At 31.9% G+C, this 20,594-nt stretch carries 21 protein-coding genes, 1 tRNA gene and 1 other annotated feature; of the genes, 21 read left to right on the top strand and 1 reads right to left on the bottom strand.

The window, feature by feature from the left end; translation table 11 throughout:
- The 17 genes from M2475_RS02370 (at nt 1) to yihA (ending at nt 12,567) form a co-directional block, all read left to right on the top strand.
- Complete coding sequence (locus M2475_RS02370) at nt 1-552, top strand: hypothetical protein (protein WP_277489349.1); 552 nt, start codon at nt 1-3, stop codon at nt 550-552.
- 9 nt (nt 553-561) lie between these two features.
- Nucleotides 562-1,518 carry a zinc ABC transporter substrate-binding protein gene (locus M2475_RS02365; protein ID WP_277489347.1) on the top strand — a complete coding sequence of 319 codons (957 nt, stop codon included), beginning with the start codon at nt 562-564 and terminating at the stop codon, nt 1,516-1,518.
- 2 nt (nt 1,519-1,520) lie between these two features.
- Complete coding sequence (locus M2475_RS02360) at nt 1,521-1,985, top strand: metallophosphoesterase family protein (protein ID WP_277489345.1); 465 nt, start codon at nt 1,521-1,523, stop codon at nt 1,983-1,985.
- Nucleotides 1,986-2,056: 71 nt separating this feature from the next.
- A tRNA-Arg gene (locus tag M2475_RS02355) sits at nt 2,057-2,133 on the top strand.
- A 374-nt stretch (nt 2,134-2,507) separates the two neighbouring features.
- Entirely contained in the window at nt 2,508-2,996 is a 489-nt protein-coding gene (locus tag M2475_RS02350) for a hypothetical protein (RefSeq protein WP_277489343.1), read from the top strand.
- A gap of 96 nt (nt 2,997-3,092) precedes the next feature.
- On the top strand, nt 3,093-3,569 hold the full coding sequence (locus tag M2475_RS02345) for a GNAT family N-acetyltransferase (RefSeq protein WP_277489340.1): 477 nt from the start codon (nt 3,093-3,095) through the stop codon (nt 3,567-3,569).
- An 83-nt stretch (nt 3,570-3,652) separates the two neighbouring features.
- Nucleotides 3,653-4,135, top strand: a complete 483-nt coding sequence (locus tag M2475_RS02340) for a hypothetical protein (RefSeq protein WP_277489338.1) — start codon at nt 3,653-3,655, stop codon at nt 4,133-4,135.
- Nucleotides 4,136-4,268: 133 nt separating this feature from the next.
- Nucleotides 4,269-4,727, top strand: coding sequence for a hypothetical protein (locus M2475_RS02335; protein ID WP_277489336.1), 459 nt, complete (start codon nt 4,269-4,271; stop codon nt 4,725-4,727).
- A 376-nt stretch (nt 4,728-5,103) separates the two neighbouring features.
- Nucleotides 5,104-5,646, top strand: coding sequence for an Ada metal-binding domain-containing protein (locus tag M2475_RS02330; RefSeq protein ID WP_277489335.1), 543 nt, complete (start codon nt 5,104-5,106; stop codon nt 5,644-5,646).
- A 2-nt stretch (nt 5,647-5,648) separates the two neighbouring features.
- Complete coding sequence (locus M2475_RS02325; protein ID WP_277489334.1) at nt 5,649-6,266, top strand: DNA-3-methyladenine glycosylase 2 family protein; 618 nt, start codon at nt 5,649-5,651, stop codon at nt 6,264-6,266.
- 2 nt (nt 6,267-6,268) lie between these two features.
- Nucleotides 6,269-6,562: a methylated-DNA--[protein]-cysteine S-methyltransferase gene (locus M2475_RS02320; protein WP_277489333.1), complete on the top strand. Its 294-nt coding sequence runs from the start codon at nt 6,269-6,271 to the stop codon at nt 6,560-6,562.
- Between the two features lie 4 nt (nt 6,563-6,566).
- The gene (locus M2475_RS02315) at nt 6,567-7,055 is read left to right on the top strand and encodes a methylated-DNA--[protein]-cysteine S-methyltransferase (protein ID WP_277489332.1); all 489 of its coding nucleotides are present in this window, start codon (nt 6,567-6,569) and stop codon (nt 7,053-7,055) included.
- 4 nt (nt 7,056-7,059) lie between these two features.
- Nucleotides 7,060-7,464, top strand: coding sequence for an NUDIX hydrolase (locus M2475_RS02310; protein WP_277489331.1), 405 nt, complete (start codon nt 7,060-7,062; stop codon nt 7,462-7,464).
- Between the two features lie 115 nt (nt 7,465-7,579).
- Nucleotides 7,580-8,305 (top strand): hypothetical protein, encoded by a 726-nt coding sequence (locus M2475_RS02305; protein ID WP_277489330.1) that lies wholly within the window; start codon nt 7,580-7,582, stop codon nt 8,303-8,305.
- Between the two features lie 27 nt (nt 8,306-8,332).
- Nucleotides 8,333-9,616, top strand: coding sequence for a trigger factor (tig, locus tag M2475_RS02300; protein WP_277489329.1), 1,284 nt, complete (start codon nt 8,333-8,335; stop codon nt 9,614-9,616).
- 45 nt (nt 9,617-9,661) lie between these two features.
- Nucleotides 9,662-11,971, top strand: a complete 2,310-nt coding sequence (gene lon, locus M2475_RS02295) for an endopeptidase La (protein ID WP_277489328.1) — start codon at nt 9,662-9,664, stop codon at nt 11,969-11,971.
- Nucleotides 11,971-12,567: a ribosome biogenesis GTP-binding protein YihA/YsxC gene (gene yihA, locus M2475_RS02290; protein WP_277489327.1), complete on the top strand. Its 597-nt coding sequence runs from the start codon at nt 11,971-11,973 to the stop codon at nt 12,565-12,567. The genes lon and yihA overlap by 1 nt, the downstream gene beginning before the upstream one ends.
- A 72-nt stretch (nt 12,568-12,639) precedes the next feature.
- Here the strand turns inward: yihA and M2475_RS02285 are convergent, their stop codons facing one another.
- Entirely contained in the window at nt 12,640-12,894 is a 255-nt protein-coding gene (locus M2475_RS02285) for a hypothetical protein (protein WP_277489326.1), read from the bottom strand.
- A gap of 119 nt (nt 12,895-13,013) precedes the next feature.
- Between M2475_RS02285 and M2475_RS02280 the strand changes: the two genes are divergently transcribed.
- The 4 genes from M2475_RS02280 to ppdK all read left to right on the top strand — a co-directional run bounded on the left by M2475_RS02280 (nt 13,014) and on the right by ppdK (nt 20,387).
- Complete coding sequence (locus M2475_RS02280; protein ID WP_277489325.1) at nt 13,014-14,201, top strand: FprA family A-type flavoprotein; 1,188 nt, start codon at nt 13,014-13,016, stop codon at nt 14,199-14,201.
- Nucleotides 14,202-14,235: 34 nt separating this feature from the next.
- Nucleotides 14,236-14,439, top strand: a binding site (T-box leader).
- Between the two features lie 61 nt (nt 14,440-14,500).
- Nucleotides 14,501-17,119: a valine--tRNA ligase gene (locus M2475_RS02275; RefSeq protein WP_277489324.1), complete on the top strand. Its 2,619-nt coding sequence runs from the start codon at nt 14,501-14,503 to the stop codon at nt 17,117-17,119.
- A gap of 12 nt (nt 17,120-17,131) precedes the next feature.
- Entirely contained in the window at nt 17,132-17,533 is a 402-nt protein-coding gene (locus tag M2475_RS02270; protein WP_277489323.1) for an SRPBCC family protein, read from the top strand.
- Nucleotides 17,534-17,759: 226 nt separating this feature from the next.
- Nucleotides 17,760-20,387 (top strand): pyruvate, phosphate dikinase, encoded by a 2,628-nt coding sequence (gene ppdK, locus M2475_RS02265; protein ID WP_277489321.1) that lies wholly within the window; start codon nt 17,760-17,762, stop codon nt 20,385-20,387.
- Nucleotides 20,388-20,594 lie beyond the last annotated feature (207 nt).

Genomic DNA, 20,594 nt, shown 5'->3' with positions numbered 1-20,594 from the left:
ATGGTTGTACAATATTTATTTGTGTTCCTGTGTTTTTTGATAGATGGAGCAATTGAGGCATGTTTCAATATTAGTTTTAGTATGGATCATATGTATTTTGTGTCTTGCTTTGGAATTTGTGGATTGGTGTTAACTGTTCGTAAAATGGATTTTACAGATGCAATTATTTTATCTTTGTTGAGTGGAATGTTTTATGATTTTTTCTATACAAATTCATTTTTGGTATATTCAATCATTTTTGTTATATTGTGTATTATTGTCAAAGCATGGACAAAGCATTTAGGAGATTCTTTATTAGAAAGTATTGTTATATGTATTAGTGCTTTGTTTGCTACACAGTTGATTGTTTATGGTTATATGTTGTTAATCAATGAAACAAAAATTTCATTTTATATGTGGATAAGTGATAGGATGTTCTTAACCATCATCATAAATGCCTTGTTTGTTTTTGTATTATTCTTTTTAACAAACATAAGAGATAATTATATTAAGAAGAAAGAATTGCGAATTCGAAAAGAAGAACGTCTTTATATATATAAAGGGAGGAAGTAGGTGAAGCAAATGAAAAAAATATTGGTATTGGTGTTGTTATGTACAACTTTTTTGATAAGTGGTTGTAATAATAAAAAAGTAGAAATTTGTACAACTTCGTATCCAATCGAATATTTATTTCAACGTATTGGGGAACCATATATCGAAACATGTAATATTTCTTCAGATGTTACGATTCAAGTTGCTTCATTAAAAAAGAGTTATAAAGAAGATTTAGAAAATAGTAATGCTTTATTTTATATTTCAGGTATGGAACCATACTTTGAAATATATAGCAAAGATATTCGCGAAGTAGGAACAAATTATGTTGATTTGATGAATTATGGGTATTATTATGATTTTCAAAGAGTAATTATTTCTACAAACAATGGTACAGAGACTCAAGAAATGACTTCATATTATGATGGTGATGTGTTTAATAATATAAATACTTATACGAAAGATCCTTTTGTGTGGATGGATCCATTAACGATGCTCAGTACTGCAGAAGTTGTTCGAGATTATTTAATTTCAGAATATCCAGAACACGAAGCTAAATTTATTGAAAATTATGAAGAATTAGAAATAGATTTAACTAATCTAGATGCACAATATCAAGTGTTAAAAGATAGTAATATGGATATTGCTTTTGTATCTATGACACCTAGTTTTGGGAATTGGCAGAATGCTTTTGGAATAAGAGTTTATCCTGTTATCTTGTCAAAGTATGGGGCTTTGCCAAATGAAAGACAATTGGAAATTATAAAGCAAAAGATCCGTGATGATGGAGTTTTATACATTGCTCATGAACAAAACTTGACGCCTAAAATAGAAGAATTATATAATGAATTGGTTGCAGAGTTGGGACTTATTCCTATTGAGTTGAGTAATTTGTCTTCGTTGAGTGAAAAAGAAGCAAATAATAATCAAGATTATTTAACAATCATGTATGAGAATTTTAAAGTATTAGAAAGTATAGGTAATTAGATATGAAGATAGTAGTAGTTAGTGATTCGCATTCAATGGTGAAACCATTGAAAATGATTTTGGATAAACATGCAGATGCAGACTATTTTCTGCATTGTGGAGATATTTGTTTACCACCAGAAGAATATCCACGATACATTACTGTTTGTGGAAACAATGATTATTATGATTATCCAATGGAAATGATATTAAACTTAGGGAAACATCGCTTAATTATGTTTCACTCTCATATGATTAGTTATTTTAAACGAGAAGAGAAGATGATACGTAAGGCAAAGAATGAAGGGTGCGATATTGTTTGTTATGGACATACACATGTTGCTTATTATGAAATAAAGAATGGTGTGCATATTCTTAACCCTGGATCAGTATATCATTCACGTGATGGACGAGCGCCTTCTTATGCGATTATGAATATCGATGATCAAAGTGGGAATATAGAAGTGAATTTTGAATTTTTAGATTAGTCTTTTTTTAATTATATCAATAATTATACCTTGCCTTTTCAATGTATTTTTGGTATTATTATTGAGCAGTTGTCTACATAGCTCAGCTGGATAGAGCACACGCCTTCTAAGCGTGCGGTCGAAGGTTCGAATCCTTCTGTGGACGCCATTTATAAAATAAGCCCTTGAAATTGGGCTTTTTTCTTTGCTGATTATCAATTTGATGTATTTTTGATGTACTTTTTCTAAAATTTATCCAAAACGTTCCTTATTTTCCTTTTCTTTTCTGGAAACAAATGACTGTATCTTTTTTGCACCATTTCTTTAGAATGACCTGACCACCAAGTTATACTAAACCTATTTGTTTGTTTAACGTAGTTTTGATATTCTGTGAGAGATTTTATTAATAGTGATATAAATAATGTATAGGAGGTATCCTTGTTTTGAAATGCTCTAGGTGTATAGTAACCCTGATATACTACATAAATAGTAATCAAAACCTAGAATATATAGTATAATTAAATATAAATGGAGGACTTAAAAATGGAAATTAAGAAAGATTTTACAGAAGATGTCATAATAAGCAAAGAAGATTTAATAAAATTGTTTGAGTATAATAAAATCAGGTATGTTGAAACTGAATTTATAAAGGAATCAGAAGCTGTCATTCAAGTACCAGATATTAAGAAGTTTGTAGAATGTGCTTGTGTTGAAAGAGAAAGGCATATTTTTTACTGGTATAAGTATTATGATGATAAAGTGGATAAATATGTGTTTGATGTAAATGATGTTGTTGAAATGACTACGAAGAATCCTGATTACAATGAAAAATCAAATATTTCAAACCAAATGTTAAGTCAAGTTGATAATTGCAAGAAAAGTAATTTCGACAGACCTTATGAATTGACTTTATGTGTAATCGTACAAGGAAAGTTGATATCAATGGTTATCACTCATAACTGGTTCGAGAGTTATTCAAAATTTTATGATCTAAAAACGTTGGATGAATATAAAGAAATGATAAAACTATAAAAATAGACTTTGTTAATAAAATAGCATAGGAGGTAGGCGACGTTAAGGGAATGTAAAGAAACTGATTTTGATGAACTGTTAAGAATGAGATGTCTTTTGTATACCAATTATACAAAACAGGAGATGCGTGAAGAAATTACAGCCTTTCTATATTACCCTAAGAATAATCGTTTTAGAAACTATGATAAATGGATTTGCTATGTATATCAAAATGAAGATGAAACACTAGCTGGATTTATTGATATAGGGTTAGTATGTGCAAAAAATTATAAAGAATTACTGAATCATTTTAAAGACACAGATTATTATAATCAGATAAATAATCTATTGATTTCCGATAAGCCTATCCCAGTTGTAGAGCCATGGTATGTAGATGAAAAACAACGAGGATTTCATATTGGTGAGAAGTTGATGAGTCAAGCAGAAAAGTGGGTTGAGGATAACGGATATTCATTTATATTATCTGATACTGATGGCTTTCGAGATGTTTCAAAAAGAATTCATAATTTATATGGTTATGTTGAATATTGTGTTGATAGTAATGATATTCATTACCATCATAAATATCTTTGACTTGGGATGATACACTAATAAATAATTCAGTGCTTCATCTAAAATAATGTAGTATAATAGGAGTTAATTGGAGGAAATGTTAAATGGAAGATTTAGAATATTTTGAACAAGATGTCATAATGAGTAAGGAAGATTTGTGGAAGCGATTTGAGAATAATGATATTACGCTAGTAGAAGCGCTAGATTTAAAAGATATATTTCGATGTATAGAGATAGTGGATTTGGATGAGCTTATTAAATTTATTAAACTTATTGATGGTAAGTATGTTTTCTATGCATATAGTTTTTATAAAAATGAGTTAAAGCAATATATGTTGTCACAAGAAGATATAGATAATATCACTAAAAAATATGCTGATTCAAATAATCTTGATGAGGTTGTTAAAGAAATGGAAGAACAAAGAAAGAATTGTACAGAAGAATGGTGTTCAAAACCAAAAGAGTTAAGTTTAAGTGTTCAATATCATGGGCAAGTATTATTAACGATTTCTCATGAATGGATATATAGTTTTGTTAAACATTTTAATTTGAAAACTTTGTATGAATATGAATCTATGCTCAAGTAAATAACTATGTTTATGGATGAAATTATGTTTTTGCTCTAGAGTCAAAAAGAATTTAATGATATACTAATACTATTAGAAAGTAGTTTTATTATGAAGGGGGCTTATAATAAAACCATATATGGGAGAGAGAATTATGAAAAAAATATGTTTAAGTATTTTCTTCTTTGCATTGCTTGTAAGTGGATGTTCAGGAGATGGTAAAAAAGAAGCAAAAGAATCTACTGTTTGTAAAATTGATGTAAGTGGATCATCTATGGAAATGGTAATTGTTCCTGATGGTAAAAAACTTGACGAAATTACAGTTACTGCAGTTCAAGAAGACGCTGTAGCAGGTGTTAGTGAAAGCGAAAGAGAATCTGGGTTGAAAGCTATAAAAGAGCAATTTGGTGAATATAAAGGTACTGAATTTGACATCTCATTTGATGGCGATGATTTAGTTTTAAAGGTTACACTTAAAGTGAATGAAATCGAAGAATTTCCACCAATGTTAGGAATGGATAATATTACGGTTGATGATTTGAAAGATACGCCTTATAAGACATATGTAAAAAATTTAAAAACCAATGGAGCAGATTGTAAAGAAAACAAATAAAAAATTATATAGAAAAGACCTTTCATTTTCATGAAGGTCTTTTTTCAATAATAGATGCTGAAGAAGTATGATGATACTAGAAAGGAAAAGTGATCTATTATTGATATGAGTACCTATCTTCCTCTTTTCCTCACTTATATTATACTATATGTATAAAATATAACAATATATTTTTTACTTTTTTATAAATTGAAAAAATATATCAAAGAATATTATAAATAAATTGATATTGTTAGTATATTTGAAAAAATGATAGTATGGTATTGTGAATAAATGAGGGTTTCGTATAGAGGAGCATGTATTAAAAAATATCTATCATGAAATATTAGAAGAAAAAGCATTTAAAGTACTTTATACTTTAAGGGTAGGATAAATTATGAAATATACAGAAGAACAAAAATGGAAAGCTTTTATAGAGTGTGATGCCAATTATGATGGTTGTTTTTATATTGGAGTAAAGTCTACGGGTATTTACTGCCGACCATCATGTAAAGCGCGTAAGCCTTTACGTAAGAATATTGAATTCATAGATACAAGGGATGAATGTGAAAGACGAGGATATCGGGTTTGTAAAAGGTGTCGTCCCGATTTGATTGTGTTTACACCAGAAAAAGATACTGCAAAAAGGTTAAAGGGGATTATAGAAGAAACGTATAAAGATTCGGCACGTTTGAAAGAAAGAATAGATGGTTTAGATTTATCTTTTAATCATATTAGTCTAATATTTCAAAAAGAATATGGAATGACACCCTTTTCTTATCGTAATATGTTGCGGTTAGAAAAAGCGGAAAAGTTGTTGAAAGAAACGGATATGCAAATCGTAGATATTGCCTTTGCATCTGGTTTTGATAGTTTATCAGCATTTTATGCATCATTTAAAAAACATCGTCAAAAGCCGCCAAAATCAATAAGGAGATAGACATGAAAACAGTGTATTTTCAATATGGGGAAAAGGAAATCAACTATTTGAAGCAATGTGATGAAGCTTTAAGTAAAATAATTGATCAGTATGGATTTATTGAGCGAGAAGTAATTCCTGATATATATACAGGTTTGTTGCACACAGTAGTTGGGCAATTGTTATCTACTAAGGTAGCTAATGTTATTTTTTCACGTTTGGAGGCAATGGTGGGGAATATGACACCAGAGAATGTTGCGCAGTATTCAATTGAAGAAATAAAACAATGTGGATTAACTAAACGCAAATCTCAAACAATCAAAGAAATTACAGACAGAATTTTAAAGGGAGAATTGAATTTACAATCTCTTCAACAAAAAAATAATAAAGAAGTAATTGAGGAATTAACTTTGATTAAAGGAATTGGCGAATGGTCAGCAGAAATGATTTTGATTTTAACTCTGCAACGTAAAGATGTGTTAAGTTATAAAGATTTAGCAATTCGTAGAGGACTTTGTCGTCTTCAGGGATTGTCACAGATTGATAGAGAAACATTTGAAATATATAAGCAAAGATATAGTCCTTATGGTTCTATTGCAGCCTTATATTTATGGAAACTATCACATGAAAAGGAGAAATGATAATGGATGAATTTGCTTTTTTGATTTTAGAAGTTGTTAATGAAATACCAAAAGGTAAAGTAGCTAGCTATGGACAGATTGCTAAAATTTCTGGATATCCTAAAAATGCAAGAAAAGTAGGTAAGGTATTATCAAACGCAGAGTTTTATGGTACATATCCTTGTCATCGTGTGCTACATAGCGATGGTAGTTTGGTTTTAGGTTGGGATGAACAGAAAGATTTATTAAGTACAGAAGGTGTTGTCCTTTTAAAGAATGGAAAAGTTGATATGAAGAAATATAAATGGGAGGTATAAAAAAATGAAAGAATACTATACATATTATGATTCGCCAATTGGAAAACTAAGAATAGTTGCAAGTGAGAAAGGAATATCACAGATTGTATTAGATGCAATTCAAAATCCTATATCTGAAGAATACGAACGAAAAGAAATATCAATCATGAAAGAAGCAATCCGACAGCTTCAAGAATATTTTGATCACAAACGAACAACGTTTGATTTACTTTTAAATCCTGCAGGAACAGAATTTCAAAAAAAGGTTTGGAACGCTTTAACCACAATTCCATATGGTGAAACAAAAACCTATAAAGATATTGCCGAAGCAATTGATTGTCCAAAAGGATTTCGTGCAGTAGGGTTGTCTAATAATAAAAATCCAATTATTATTGTATATCCATGTCATCGTGTAATTGGGTCAAATGGGAAGCTTGTAGGCTATGCAGGAGGCTTAGATTTGAAAGAGAAGCTTTTGCAACTGGAAAATAAGCAGCTTGCTTATGATTTGTAATATCATGAAAACAAATATAATTGTTGTATTTGATGAAGCTGAAAAAAACGTATTGATGTGTTTAAGAAGCAAAAATCCATATAAAGGATTATATAATTTTGTAGGTGGAAAAGTGATAGGAGATGAAACAAGCTTATCTGCAGCTTATCGAGAGTTATATGAGGAGACGGGAATATCATCAAAGGATATCGATTTAAATCATTTTATGGACTTTTGTTATCATGCCATAGATTTGAAACTTGAGGTTTTTGTAGGAAAGTTAAAACAATCCGTTTCTTTAATAGAAGAAGTAAATACATTATCATGGGTAAGCATCGATAGTGATTTTTTTGATGTAGCTTTGTTTGCGGGAGATGGTAATATTGGACATATCCTTTTGCAGATAAAGAAAACATGGATTAATAAATGATGTTTTAGTGTAAATTTTGTGTGTAACATGCTATTATAGTGTAGTAAAATAAGGCTTAAATCAAATTAGTTCCCTAAATGTTGGTTATTTAGTATACTATATACAAGGAGTAGGTATGGATTATTATGATGCGTTAATCGTAAATGTAAAAGAATTGATAAACAATAATAAAATTATGGAGGCATATTCGATTTTGAAAGAAGAGTTGAATATGCCTTATATACCCTTTACACACGAAAGTGAATTGAATGCATTGTTTGTCGAATGTAAACAAATGTTACAAAGCGATACACAAAGTAAAAAGCATCATGATGAAGATATTGAAACTTTGCTATTTGGAAGTGTTGATGAGGCTAATATGGCTTGTGAGATATTAAGAAATAGTAATATAAGGAAATATTTGGATATTGTAGAAGCATATCTTAGTGATAAACCACATTATCTAATTCGTACTCTATTAATCGAAATATTGATGGAGCAAGATGTCAGTGATGAAATAAAACTAATGTATGAAGGGTTGGAGGTTTCTTTTGTTCCGGTTTATGTTGAAAGGATTCAAGAGAATGAAGCAACAATGGAAATGGTAAAATTGTTGAAGAATTATTTTGAAAATGACAATCCCACATTTTATAAAATGTGTGTAGAATGTCTAGTCAAAGAATTATATTTGAAATTACCATTTAATGTTGTACTAGATGAAATAAATTACCTAGTTGTGGCAATTATTGAGTATGTATATAAAGCGAATGGTGATGAAGAAGCATTTAAACTCTTTATTGATGAAAAAAACCTTGCAATGTATGAGGGTTATGACTTATTATTATATAAGTATGAAGTTTAAAATTGATTGAATTACGGAGGTAAGAAAATGAGTTCAACATGGAAGTTAAAGGAAAATTCTCAAGGTGAATTAAAAGTAAAGGTTGAAGGCGAAAAATGGCTTGAAGCACAAAAGAAAGCATTCAAGAAATTAGCTAAAGATATTGAAGTAAAAGGTTTTAGAAAAGGACAAGTTCCTGAATCAGTTGCTAAAAAGCAAATTTCTGAGCAAAGCATTTTAATGGAAGCAATTGACGAAGTTGCAGGACATGCATTGCAAGAAGGAATTGAAAAACATGATTTATGGATCATTGCAAGACCTGAGTTAGGTGTTGATGAAATCACAAAAGAAGCTGTCATGTTGAAATTTAATGTAACAGTTAAACCAGAAGTAAAACTTGGTGAATATAAAGGCTTAGATATAAAGAAAGACAAAGTATCAGTTACTGCAAAAGAAGTAAATGAACAACTTGAACAATTACAAGCTAGATTCAGCGAATTGGTTGTTAAAGAAGATGGTGTAGTAAAAAATGGTGATACAGCTGTAATCGACTTTGAAGGATTCAAAGATGGTGTAGCATTCGAAGGTGGTAAAGGAGAAAATTATCCATTAGAAATTGGATCTGGATCTTTTATCCCAGGTTTTGAAGAACAATTGATTGGGATGAAAGCAGATGAAGAAAAAGATCTTGATATTACATTCCCTGAAAACTATGGAGCAGAAGATTTGGCTGGAAAAGCAGTTGTCTTCAAAGTGAAAATTCATGAAATTAAAGAAAAGGTGTTACCTGAAGTAAATGATGATTTGATTAAGGATGCAGAAGTTAAAGATGTAGAAACTGTAGAAGACTACAAAAAATATGTTAAGAATAACTTAAAAGAGCAAAAAGAAAATGAAGTTCAAACAAAGTTTGAAAATGACTTATTAACAAAACTTGTTGAAAACGCAGAAGTGGTTATTCCACAAGTGATGATTGATGATGAAGTTAGTCAAATGATGAATGATTTTGCTCAAAGACTGGCTGGACAAGGATTTAATCAAGAACAATATTTCCAAATGACAGGAACAACAGCAGAGCAATTACAAGAGCAAATGCAACCAGAAGCGAAGACAAAAGTAAATGTTCGTTTAGTTTTGGATAAAATTGCGGAAGTAGAAAAAGTAGAGATTAGTGAAAAAGATGTAGAAGTTGAATATGAAAATATAGCTAATCGTTATGGAATGGAAGTTTCTAAAGTCAAAGAAGCTATCAATGTTGATGCATTGAATTATGATTTAAGACTTCAAAAGGCTGTTGAGATTGTAAAAGACAGCGTTGTAAATAAGAAATAAAAGACGCTTCAGCGTCTTTTTTAACCAAATTGAAGGAGGTAAATTATGGGAAACAAAGTTGAATTACCAGTAGTGTGTACAAGGGGAGTGATAGTGTTTCCTAACAATGAGATTATCATTGATGTAGGAAGAAAGAAAAGTGTTTATGCGCTTGAAGAAGCACAAGAACATTTTCAAAGCCAAGTGTTGCTAGTAGCACAAAAAGATTTGGCTTTAGAAGATCCTAGAATGGATGATCTTTATGAAGTTGGAACAATTTGTCATATCCTACATATTCGTCATATGGATGGATATTTACGTGTTAAATTTAAAGGGTTAGAAAGAGCCCGCATTTCAAGTTTAGAATTTTCAGATGAAATGGTATTTGGTAGTGTTGAACCTTTGATTGATGTCCAAACCGATGTAAATGAAGAATTAGCACTTGTACGTCGTATTGCAAGACAACTTGAAAATGTTGAAGTGTTAAATCAAGACTTACCAAAAGATATGATTACAAAATTGGCAGAAGGAATCTCTGCAACGAATTTAGCTGATCAAGTTGCTCAAATTTTTCCATTCTCTGTAGAAGCTAAACAGCGAATTTTAGAAGCGGCAGATGTAAATGATCGTTTATTGTATATCATTCAAGAAATGGAAAATGAAAAACAAATTAATGAATTGGATACGTTAATCAATGACAAAGTTAAACAACGTTTAGATGAAAATCAAAGAGAATATTATCTACGTGAGAAATTGCGTGCGATTAAAGAGGAATTAGGTGATGTAGCAGATCGTGAATCGGATACCGATGAATATCGTAAAATGATTGCGGAAAATCCATATCCAGAGTCTGTTAAAGAAAAAGCGCTTGAAGAGTTATCGCGCTATGAAATGTTACCAAGTGCATCGGGTGAGAGTGGTGTTGTAAAGTCTTACTTGGATTGGTTGTTGAAACTTCCTTGGTGGCAAGAAAGTACCGATAATGAAGATTTAAATAAAGCACAAGAAATCTTAGATGAAGATCATTATGGTCTTGAAAAAGTTAAAGAAAGAATTATGGAATATTTAGCAGTGAAAACGATGACTAATTCATTAAAAGCGCCGATTATTTGTCTTGTGGGGCCTCCAGGGGTTGGTAAGACTTCTTTATCAAAGTCGGTAGCGAGAGCGTTAGATCGTGAGTTTGTTAAGATTTCACTAGGTGGTGTAAAGGATGAATCAGAAATTCGGGGACACCGTCGTACATACCTAGGAAGTATGCCAGGACGTTTCATTCAAGGAATGAAGAAAGCAGGTACAATCAATCCAGTATTCTTAATTGATGAGATTGATAAAATGGGCGCTGATTATAAAGGCGATCCTGCAAGTGCAATGCTTGAAGTATTGGATCCAGAACAAAATTCATATTTCTCAGATCATTACTTGGAAGAACCTTATGATTTAAGTAAAGTATTATTTATTGCAACAGCAAACTATATGGATAATATTCCACATGCATTGCAAGATCGTTTAGAAATCATTCAATTATCTAGTTATACAGAAGTAGAAAAACTGGAGATTGCGAAACGTCACTTAGTACCAAAACAACTTAAGGAAAATGGATTGAAAGCATCACAATTTAAAATCAGTGATGAAATGCTATCTTATGTTATCAAACATTACACTAGAGAAAGTGGTGTTCGTCAATTGGAAAGAGTAATTGCAGCATTAGCTAGAAAGAGTGTTTTGGCAATCTTAAAGGATAAAAAGAAAACATTAACAATGACGAAAAAGACAATTCAAAAATTCTTAGGAAAAGAAATTTTTGATTATGGTAAAAAAGAACATAAAGATCAAGTTGGTACAGTAACAGGGTTGGCTTATACTTCGTTTGGTGGAGATATTTTACAGATTGAAGTAAATCACTTTGATGGTAAAGGTAAACTTGTAGTAACTGGTCAATTGGGTGATGTGATGAAAGAAAGTGCTACGATTGCATATGACTATGTTAGAGCAAATGCAAAGAAATATAAAATTGATAGTAGTATTTTTGAAAATCAAGATGTTCATATTCATGTACCTGAAGGTGCTGTTCCAAAAGATGGTCCAAGCGCTGGAGTTACCTTGACTACAGCATTGATTTCTTCACTTAGTAATAAAGCAGTGAAAAATGATGTTGCTATGACAGGAGAAGTAACTTTACGTGGGAATGTATTACCAATCGGTGGATTAAAAGAAAAATCGATGGCAGCACATCGTTCAGGAATAAAAACGATTGTAATGCCAAAGGCAAACGTAAAAGATCTTGATGATATTCCTGAAACAGTTAAGGAAAGCATTAAATTTATACCTGTTGAACATATGTCACAAGTATTGAATGCTGCCCTTGTGAAATAATGAAAACAATTAATAGTTGTGAATTGGTAATATCAGCACCAGATAAAGAATCTTGGCCAGATACTGCTTTACCAGAAGTTGTTTTGGCAGGACGTAGTAATGTTGGTAAATCTAGTTTTATCAATACACTGACAAATCGTAAAAAGCTTGCGTATGTTGGAAATACACCAGGAAAAACAAGGTTACTCAATTTCTTTAATATTAATGATGAATTGATGTTTGTTGATGTACCAGGTTATGGATATGCCAATATTTCAAAGCATCAATTGATTCAATTTGGTGAAATGATGGAAGATTATTTCGGTGAAAGGCAACAAAAAGTAGGCCTTGTACTGATTGTAGATAGTCGCCATAATCCAACAGAAGATGATATTACAATGATGGAATATGCGAGATACCATAAAATGAAAGTTGTAGTAATCGCAACTAAGGTAGATAAACTAAAGAAAAATGAGCGTATTAAAAATTATCGCCGCATCTGCAAAGGGTTAGAAATTCCCGAAGAAGCACTAATTCCGTTTTCAAGTGAAACAAGAATGGGTGTTGACAAAGCATGGCAAGCGATTGAAGAGATGTATCAAGAAAAAGCTGTCTGAATTGACAGTTTTTTTTTGTTTACCAGATTTTTGTTACAATGCCAAAAATCTGTTCTCGTTTAATCCAGCCATTTACAAATCCTTGATTATTTGATATTTCATGGTATTTTTTTGAATTTTAATTGCTGATATTTTATGCGTGTAGTAATTGCCTTTCACTTTACAAAAAACGATATCGCCTTTTTTTAGTTCTGCCGTATTTATAGGTTCTAAGGTAACGGGTTGATTGGACTTTAAAATTGGTAACATACTATTACCAGCTTCACGATATTTTTCGATTGTTTGCCCTTGTTGTAGCCTTTGTGCTATCATACTTGCTTTTGACATGTATTTATCCTCTTAAACTTAATCTAGCATAATCATTTTTGCTTGTAAATAGTGCATTTTAATTGTAACATGTTGAAAAAATTCATATACTTATAGAGAATGAAATAGGAGAAGAAGAGATGAACATACTAAAATTAAAAGATGATTTTTATTGGATTGGTGTACAAGACAGGGAACTGAGAGTTTTTGATATTATCATGGAAACAAAATATGGAACAACATATAATTCTTATTTATTAAAAACGGATAATGGAACAATTCTTTTTGAAACCGTGAAAGAGAAGTTTTTTGATCAATATTTAGAAAAGATAAAGGAACTTACAGCGATTGAAGAAATTAAATATATAGTGTGTAATCATACTGAACCTGATCATAGCGGATCATTGAAAAAAATGTTAGATTTAAATCCTAACATATCTATAATTTCTAGTTTTGCAGCAAATCGTAATTTAAATGAGATTATTAATGAAAATTTTAATTCAATGATTGTAAAAGATAATGAAGAAATTAAAGTAGGAAATAAAACACTAAAATTTTTAAGTGTTCCAAATTTACATTGGCCGGATACGATTTATACATATATTGAAGAAGATAAAATTTTAATTACTTGTGATTCTTTTGGTGCACATTATGCAAGTGATGAAATGCTGTTGTCAAACATTCAAGATCGTAATGACTATTATGATGCTTTCGATTATTATACAACCATGATTATGGGACCATTTAAACCATTTATTCGCAAAGCATTAGATAAACTTAAAGATGTTGGAGTTGAGTTGATTGCTCCTGGTCATGGATTAATTATTGATACAGATATTGCTATGATGATGCAGAAGTACGAAACTTTTCTTGTTGAAAAGAAAAATGATCGTCCTAAACTAGTGATTCCATATGTTAGCGCCTATGGATATACAAAACAATTGGCACAGATTATTAAAGAAGAAGCTGATAAATGTGATATCGATTGTAGTATTTACGATCTTGTTATTGCAAATGAAGATGAAGTGTTTAACGAGATGATAAATGCGGATGCAATCATGTATGGATCATGTACGATTTTGGGGGATGCTCTTCCACCAATTTATAATATTATGAATCGTATCATTGCAGGTTATCATGGAGTTAAAAAAGTCTCTGCTTTTGGTAGTTATGGTTGGAGTGGTGAAGCAGTTCCTAATTTATTGTCTCGATTGAAACAACAAAAAATGAAATTAGTAGATGACGGCTATCGAGTGTTGTTTAAACCAAGTGAGACACAGATAGAAGAAGTTAGGGTATATGCGAAAAACTTTCTTGCACAGCTATAGTTGATTATTTCAAATAAATTGGTTATAATTACAGATAACTACAGAGAATAGAAGGAGTACTTATGTAAACACGAAAAGAGAGCCTCGCTTTGGTGAAAAGAGGTCTTGGATGCATAAGGAAGGTAGTCTAGGAGTAGGTTTCTTGAAAGCAGTAGGGAAATCCGGTAAACACCGTTATATGTATGAGGCACTTGGTAAAGTGTAAAATAAGGTGGTACCACGAGCATTCGTCCTTTGGGTGAATGCTTTTTTTATTCGTAAAGAGAAATTATTTGTAAATGAAAAGCGGAGGAAATAGTATGAAAAATATATTAGATGCAAAATATGATCATTTAAAAATCGAAAAAAAGTATTATGAGCATTGGGTAAAGCAAGGCTACTTTACGGCTGGGGACAATAGTAAGCCAGCTTTTAGTATGGTGATTCCACCACCAAATGTAACAGGAAAGTTACATTTGGGACATGCGTGGGATACAACCCTACAAGATATTGTTGCTCGTTATAAAAGATTACAAGGTTTTGATGTATTATGGGTTTCTGGTATGGATCATGCTGGTATTGCAACACAGGCAAAAGTAGATGAAAGATTAAAAGCGCAAGGAATTTCTCGTTATGATTTAGGCAGAGAAAAATTTTTAGAGCAAGCATGGAATTGGAAACATGAATATGCAAGTCATATTCGTGAACAATGGGCTACATTAGGATTATCTTTGGATTACACTAGAGAGCGTTTTACATTGGATGATGGATTGAGTGAAGCGGTAAAGAAAGTGTTTGTAGATTTATATAATGATGGCTTAATCTATCAAGGAGAACGGATTATTAACTGGGATCCAGAAGCGGAAACAGCACTTTCAAATATTGAAGTTATTCATAAAGAGATTGAAGGAGCAATGTATACGTTTGTTTACAAAGTTGTTGAAACAGGACAAGAACTTCATGTTGCAACAACACGTCCTGAAACGATGTTTGGGGATGTTTGTATAGTTGTTCATCCTGATGATAAACGCTATACAGATGTTGTAGGATTACATGCTATAAATCCAGCAAATGGTGAGAAGCTACCAATTATTAGCGATGACTATATTGATATAGAGTTTGGTACTGGAGTTATGAAATGTACACCAGCACATGATCCTAATGACTTTTTGATTGGTGAAAAATATCATTTGGAAAAACCGATTTGTATGAATCCAGATGGAACGATGAATGATTTATGTGGTAAATATGAAGGTATGGATCGATTTGCGTGCCGTAAACAACTTGTTGAAGATATTAAAGCTGCTGGAAACTTAGTAAGTATTGAAAAGCATATGCATCCAGTTGGACATTCGGAAAGAACAGATGCAGTTGTAGAACCATATTTATCAAAACAATGGTTTGTAAAGATGCGTCCATTGGCAGATGAAGTTTTGAAAAACCAAGAAATCGAGGATGAGAAGATTCATTTCACGCCGAAACGTTTTGAGCACACCTTCCAACAATGGTTAGAGAAAATTGAGGATTGGTGTATTTCAAGGCAATTGTGGTGGGGACATCGAATTCCTGCATGGTATCACAAAGATACCGGTGAAATTTATGTAGGATGTGAGGAACCAGCTGATATAGATAGCTGGGAACAAGATGAAGATGTTTTAGATACTTGGTTCTCTAGTGCCTTATGGCCTTTCTCAACCTTGGGGTGGCCTCAGGAAACAGAGGACTACAAGCGTTATTATCCAAATGATACACTTGTGACAGGATATGACATAATCTTCTTCTGGGTGGCTAGAATGGCTTTTCAAGCACGTTATTGTACAAATTCACGACCATTTAAAGATGTTTTGATTCATGGTTTGGTAAGAGATGATAAAGGACGCAAGATGTCAAAGTCTTTAGGAAATGGTGTGGATCCTATGGATGTTGTTGAAAAACATGGATGTGATGCAATGCGTTTCTTCCTTACAACAAATTCAACACCGGGACAAGATTTGCGATATATAGAAGAAAAAGTGGAAAGTTCTAGTAACTTTATTAATAAAATCTATAATGCTTCAAAATTTGTACTAATGCATTTAGGTGATGAATTTAATATTGAAGATATTGATCTTACAAAAATAAGTACCATTGATAAATGGATTTTAAATCGCCTTAATGAAACTTTAAATAATGTAACAGCAAATATGGATAAATATGAATTTGCATTGGTAGGAAATGAGCTATATAGTTTTATATGGGATGATTTCTGTAGTTGGTATATAGAATTATCAAAAGCAGAATTACAAAGTAATGATGAAACAGTAAAACTGGCAGCAAAATCTACTTTGTTAGTCGTTTTACAATCAATTTTAAAAATGATTCATCCATTTATGCCATTTGTGTCAGAAGAAATATACTTATCTCTTCCACATGCAAAAGAGAGCATCAATTTAGAAATATGGCCAAATTATGTTCAAAGAGATATTCAAAATGAGGAAATGGATGAAGTGAAAAAACTAATTTCAATGGTAGAAGCGGTAAGAGAAATTAAGGCAACTTATAAACTTAAACCAAGTGCAGATATTACGTTGTTAGTGAATGATAGTGATGGAAATTTAGAGGAAACAAATTTATTTATCAATGCATTATTGAAACAAATGTGTCATGCTGAGTGGAGTGTTAAGAATATTGATGAAGAAGTAGTCGTACGTCCAATATATCAAGGTTCTATTACGGTTCCATTAGCTTCCTTAATTAATATAGATGAAGAAATTAAAAAACTTGAAGTTGATAAACAACGATTAATGAAAGAAATTAAACGAGCAGAAGGCATGTTAGCAAATCCTAATTTTGTAAACAAAGCACCTGAAGCGAAAGTTAATGAAGAAAAAGAAAAATTAGAAGACTATAAATCACAATATGAAATTATAAAGAACCGATTAAAAGAATTGCAAAAGTAAAGGGGATATAAAATGACAAAATGTGAAATGCGTACAAATATAAACTGCGATGTTCAAAAAGTTTGGAAAGTTGTTACAAATATAAAAGAATACGCATGGCGAAGTGATTTAAGTAAGGTGGATATAGTTGATGAATGTCAATTCATTGAATATACTAGAAAAGGTTATGCAACAACATTTTCTATTATTGAAAAAACACCATGTTCTTATTTTTCGTTTACAATGGAAAATAATATGATAAAGGGACATTGGTCTGGTCGCTTTATTGAAAAAGGGGAGCAAACAGAAATTATCTTCACAGAAGATGTGACTGCTAAGAAATTAATCATTAAGCCCTTTATAAAGTCTTATTTAAAAAAGCAACAAAACAAATATATAAGTGATTTACAAGAAAAAATAGATAGGATATTGTAACTGAATCTTAAGAGCCATTGAAGAGTGGGAATTTCTCACTCTTTTTTTAATATACAAATAAAATTTCAATAAAATAGTTTGAAAATAAGAATCAAACTATCTTTATGCAAGTTAATTTTTCTTATTGTCGAAATAATTTTAATTTATACTGCACTAAAATAGTAGAATTATAATGAATTCTTAGGTATAATAATAGATATGAAAGCGATTACAAGGAGGTCTCTTTATGGGGAAAAAATATGTTTATACGTTTCATGAAGGAAACGGAGGAATGCGTGATCTTTTAGGTGGAAAAGGTGCTAACCTTGCAGAAATGATTAATCTTGGTATGCCTGTTCCTTATGGGTTTACGGTTACAACAGAAGCTTGTAACAAGTATTATGATGATGGGGAAGAAATCAATGATGCTATCATGGACGAAATCTTTACTCATTTAAAAGAACTAGAAAAATTATCAGGAAAAACATTTGGGGATGCAAAGAATCCACTTCTTGTATCTGTACGTTCTGGGTCTAGAGCTAGTATGCCAGGGATGATGGATACAATTCTAAACTTAGGATTAAATGATGAAGTAGTTGAAGGGTTATCGAAGTTAACAGGGAATCCACGGTTTGCATATGATTCATATCGTCGTTTTATTCAAATGTTTGCAGATGTTGTTATGGGATTGTCAAAAGCTAAATTTGAAACGGTAATTGATGATATTAAAGCAGAACGTAAAGTGAAACTTGATACAGAACTTACGGCAGATGATTTAAAAGAAATGGTAAAAAGGTTTAAAGCGTTTTATCATTCGGAATTGCATGAAGATTTTCCAACAGAGCCAAAAGAACAATTGGCAAAAGCAGTAGAAGCGGTATTTGAATCATGGAATAATCCACGTGCAATCTATTATCGTAAAATGAATGATATTCCTTCTAGCTGGGGAACAGCAGTAAATGTTCAAATGATGGTATTTGGAAATATGGGTGATACAAGTGGTACTGGTGTTGCCTTCACACGTAATCCAAGTACTGGAGAGAATAAACTATATGGTGAATTTTTAATGAATGCACAAGGAGAGGATGTAGTTGCAGGAATTCGTACACCAAATCATATTGAAGAACTTAAGAATGTGATGCCTGAAGTATATGATGAATTTGTGGGTATTACGAAAAAATTAGAAGCTCACTATCGTGATATGCAAGATATGGAGTTTACAATTGAAAATAAAAAATTATTTATGTTGCAAACACGTAATGGAAAACGTACTGCTAAAGCAGCTTTGAAAATTGCATGTGATTTAGTAGATGAAGGTTTGTTAACTAAAGAAGAAGCGGTATTGATGGTAGATCCAAAGCAATTAGATGCGTTATTGCATCCTACGTTTGATCAATCTTCGATAAAACATGCGGTACCAATCACACAAGGACTACCAGCGTCTCCTGGAGCTGCTACAGGTCAAGTGGTGTTCAATGCAGAAGATGCTACTTCTTATGCTGCGAAAGGGCACAGAGTAATTCTGGTGCGTTTAGAGACATCACCTGAGGATATTGAAGGAATGAATTCAGCACGTGGTATTTTAACTGTCCGTGGTGGAATGACAAGCCATGCAGCTGTAGTTGCACGTGGTATGGGAATTTGTTGTGTATCTGGTTGTGGAGATATTAAAATCAATGAAGAAACTAAAACTTTCAGAGTAAATGGACGTGTTTTTAAAGAATATGATTATATTTCTCTTGATGGTACAACAGGAAATGTATATGGAGAAGAGTTAAAGACAGTTCCTGCACAGATTGTTGGTGACTTTGAAGTCTTTATGCAATGGGCAGATGAATTTAGAACATTGAAGGTTAGAACGAATGCAGATACACCTAGAGATGCAAAACAAGCTGTTACCTTTGGTGCAGAAGGAATTGGATTGGTTCGTACTGAACATATGTTCTTTGAAGGTGAAAGAATCAAAGCAATTCGTGAAATGATTGTTGCGAAAACAAAAGAACAACGAGAACGAGCACTGGCAAAATTATTGCCTATGCAACGTGGTGACTTTGAAGGAATTTATGAGGCAATGGAAGGAAGACCAGTAACGATTCGTTACTTAGACCCACCTTTACATGAGTTTTTACCTACTTCTTCTTACGATATTACAACATTAGCAGATGATATGGGAATGGAAGTAGATGAATTAAAAGGTATTATTAACGGGTTACATGAATTTAATCCAATGATGGGACATAGAGGAGTGCGATTGGCTGTATCATATCCAGAAATAGCCGAAATGCAAACAAGAGCTGTAATAGAGGCTGCTATTAACGTTAACAGAAAGTATCCTGAATACAATGTAGTGCCTGAAATCATGATTCCACTTGTTGGAGATGTGGAAGAATTGAAGTATGTTAAAGGTGTAGTAACTAATATTGCTGATAAAATCATTGCAGATAACAAGGTAGAGTTAAACTATTTGGTAGGAACAATGATTGAAATACCTAGAGCTGCACTAACGGCTGATGAGATTGCCAAAGAAGCAGAATTCTTTTCGTTTGGAACAAATGATTTAACCCAAATGACATTTGGATTCTCACGCGATGATGCAGGTTCATTCTTGAATGATTATTATGATAAAAAAATCTATGAACAAGATCCATTTGCTAGACTTGATCAAAAGGGTGTTGGTAAACTAGTAGAAATGGCTGTAAAATTAGGAAAACAAACAAGACCAGATATTAAATTAGGTATTTGTGGAGAACATGGTGGAGATTCATCTTCGATAGAGTTCTGTCATCGAATTGGACTTCAATATGTATCGTGTTCACCATTTAGAGTTCCTATTGCTCGTTTAGCAGCAGCACAAGCGGCATTGAAGAATAAATAGAAATTCATATAATCCCTCTATTATAGATTGTGACTATAAGGAGGGATTTTTTTATGTATGTTAATGATAAAAAATAAAAAGCTTATAAGTGAATATAGGAACTTTTGTATTTGGCTTGAATGTCAGAAGAAATGCAACAATGAAGGAAAAAGAAGCAAAAGGTGATGGATAAACAAGAAAAATAATAAACTATATTCCTATATTGAC

This window comes from Breznakia sp. PF5-3, from assembly GCF_029504745.1.
In the GTDB taxonomy this organism is placed as follows: Bacteria; Bacillota_I; Bacilli_A; order Erysipelotrichales; family Erysipelotrichaceae; genus Breznakia.
This window is presented reverse-complemented; position numbering and strand designations above follow the sequence as displayed.

Bases quoted from the DNA above. Each gene is read 5' to 3' on its own strand.
- M2475_RS02370 (WP_277489349.1), top strand. From the start codon at position 1: ATGGTTGTACAATATTTATTTGTGTTCCTGTGTTTTTTGATAGATGGA.
- M2475_RS02365 (WP_277489347.1), top strand. From the start codon at position 562: ATGAAAAAAATATTGGTATTGGTGTTGTTATGTACAACTTTTTTGATA.
- M2475_RS02360 (WP_277489345.1), top strand. From the start codon at position 1,521: ATGAAGATAGTAGTAGTTAGTGATTCGCATTCAATGGTGAAACCATTG.
- M2475_RS02350 (WP_277489343.1), top strand. From the start codon at position 2,508: ATGGAAATTAAGAAAGATTTTACAGAAGATGTCATAATAAGCAAAGAA.
- M2475_RS02340 (WP_277489338.1), top strand. From the start codon at position 3,653: ATGGAAGATTTAGAATATTTTGAACAAGATGTCATAATGAGTAAGGAA.
- M2475_RS02335 (WP_277489336.1), top strand. From the start codon at position 4,269: ATGAAAAAAATATGTTTAAGTATTTTCTTCTTTGCATTGCTTGTAAGT.
- M2475_RS02330 (WP_277489335.1), top strand. From the start codon at position 5,104: ATGAAATATACAGAAGAACAAAAATGGAAAGCTTTTATAGAGTGTGAT.
- M2475_RS02325 (WP_277489334.1), top strand. From the start codon at position 5,649: ATGAAAACAGTGTATTTTCAATATGGGGAAAAGGAAATCAACTATTTG.
- M2475_RS02320 (WP_277489333.1), top strand. From the start codon at position 6,269: ATGGATGAATTTGCTTTTTTGATTTTAGAAGTTGTTAATGAAATACCA.
- M2475_RS02315 (WP_277489332.1), top strand. From the start codon at position 6,567: ATGAAAGAATACTATACATATTATGATTCGCCAATTGGAAAACTAAGA.
- M2475_RS02310 (WP_277489331.1), top strand. From the start codon at position 7,060: ATGAAAACAAATATAATTGTTGTATTTGATGAAGCTGAAAAAAACGTA.
- M2475_RS02305 (WP_277489330.1), top strand. From the start codon at position 7,580: ATGGATTATTATGATGCGTTAATCGTAAATGTAAAAGAATTGATAAAC.
- tig (WP_277489329.1), top strand. From the start codon at position 8,333: ATGAGTTCAACATGGAAGTTAAAGGAAAATTCTCAAGGTGAATTAAAA.
- lon (WP_277489328.1), top strand. From the start codon at position 9,662: ATGGGAAACAAAGTTGAATTACCAGTAGTGTGTACAAGGGGAGTGATA.
- yihA (WP_277489327.1), top strand. From the start codon at position 11,971: ATGAAAACAATTAATAGTTGTGAATTGGTAATATCAGCACCAGATAAA.
- M2475_RS02285 (WP_277489326.1), bottom strand. From the start codon at position 12,894: ATGTCAAAAGCAAGTATGATAGCACAAAGGCTACAACAAGGGCAAACA.
- M2475_RS02280 (WP_277489325.1), top strand. From the start codon at position 13,014: ATGAACATACTAAAATTAAAAGATGATTTTTATTGGATTGGTGTACAA.
- M2475_RS02275 (WP_277489324.1), top strand. From the start codon at position 14,501: ATGAAAAATATATTAGATGCAAAATATGATCATTTAAAAATCGAAAAA.
- M2475_RS02270 (WP_277489323.1), top strand. From the start codon at position 17,132: ATGACAAAATGTGAAATGCGTACAAATATAAACTGCGATGTTCAAAAA.
- ppdK (WP_277489321.1), top strand. From the start codon at position 17,760: ATGGGGAAAAAATATGTTTATACGTTTCATGAAGGAAACGGAGGAATG.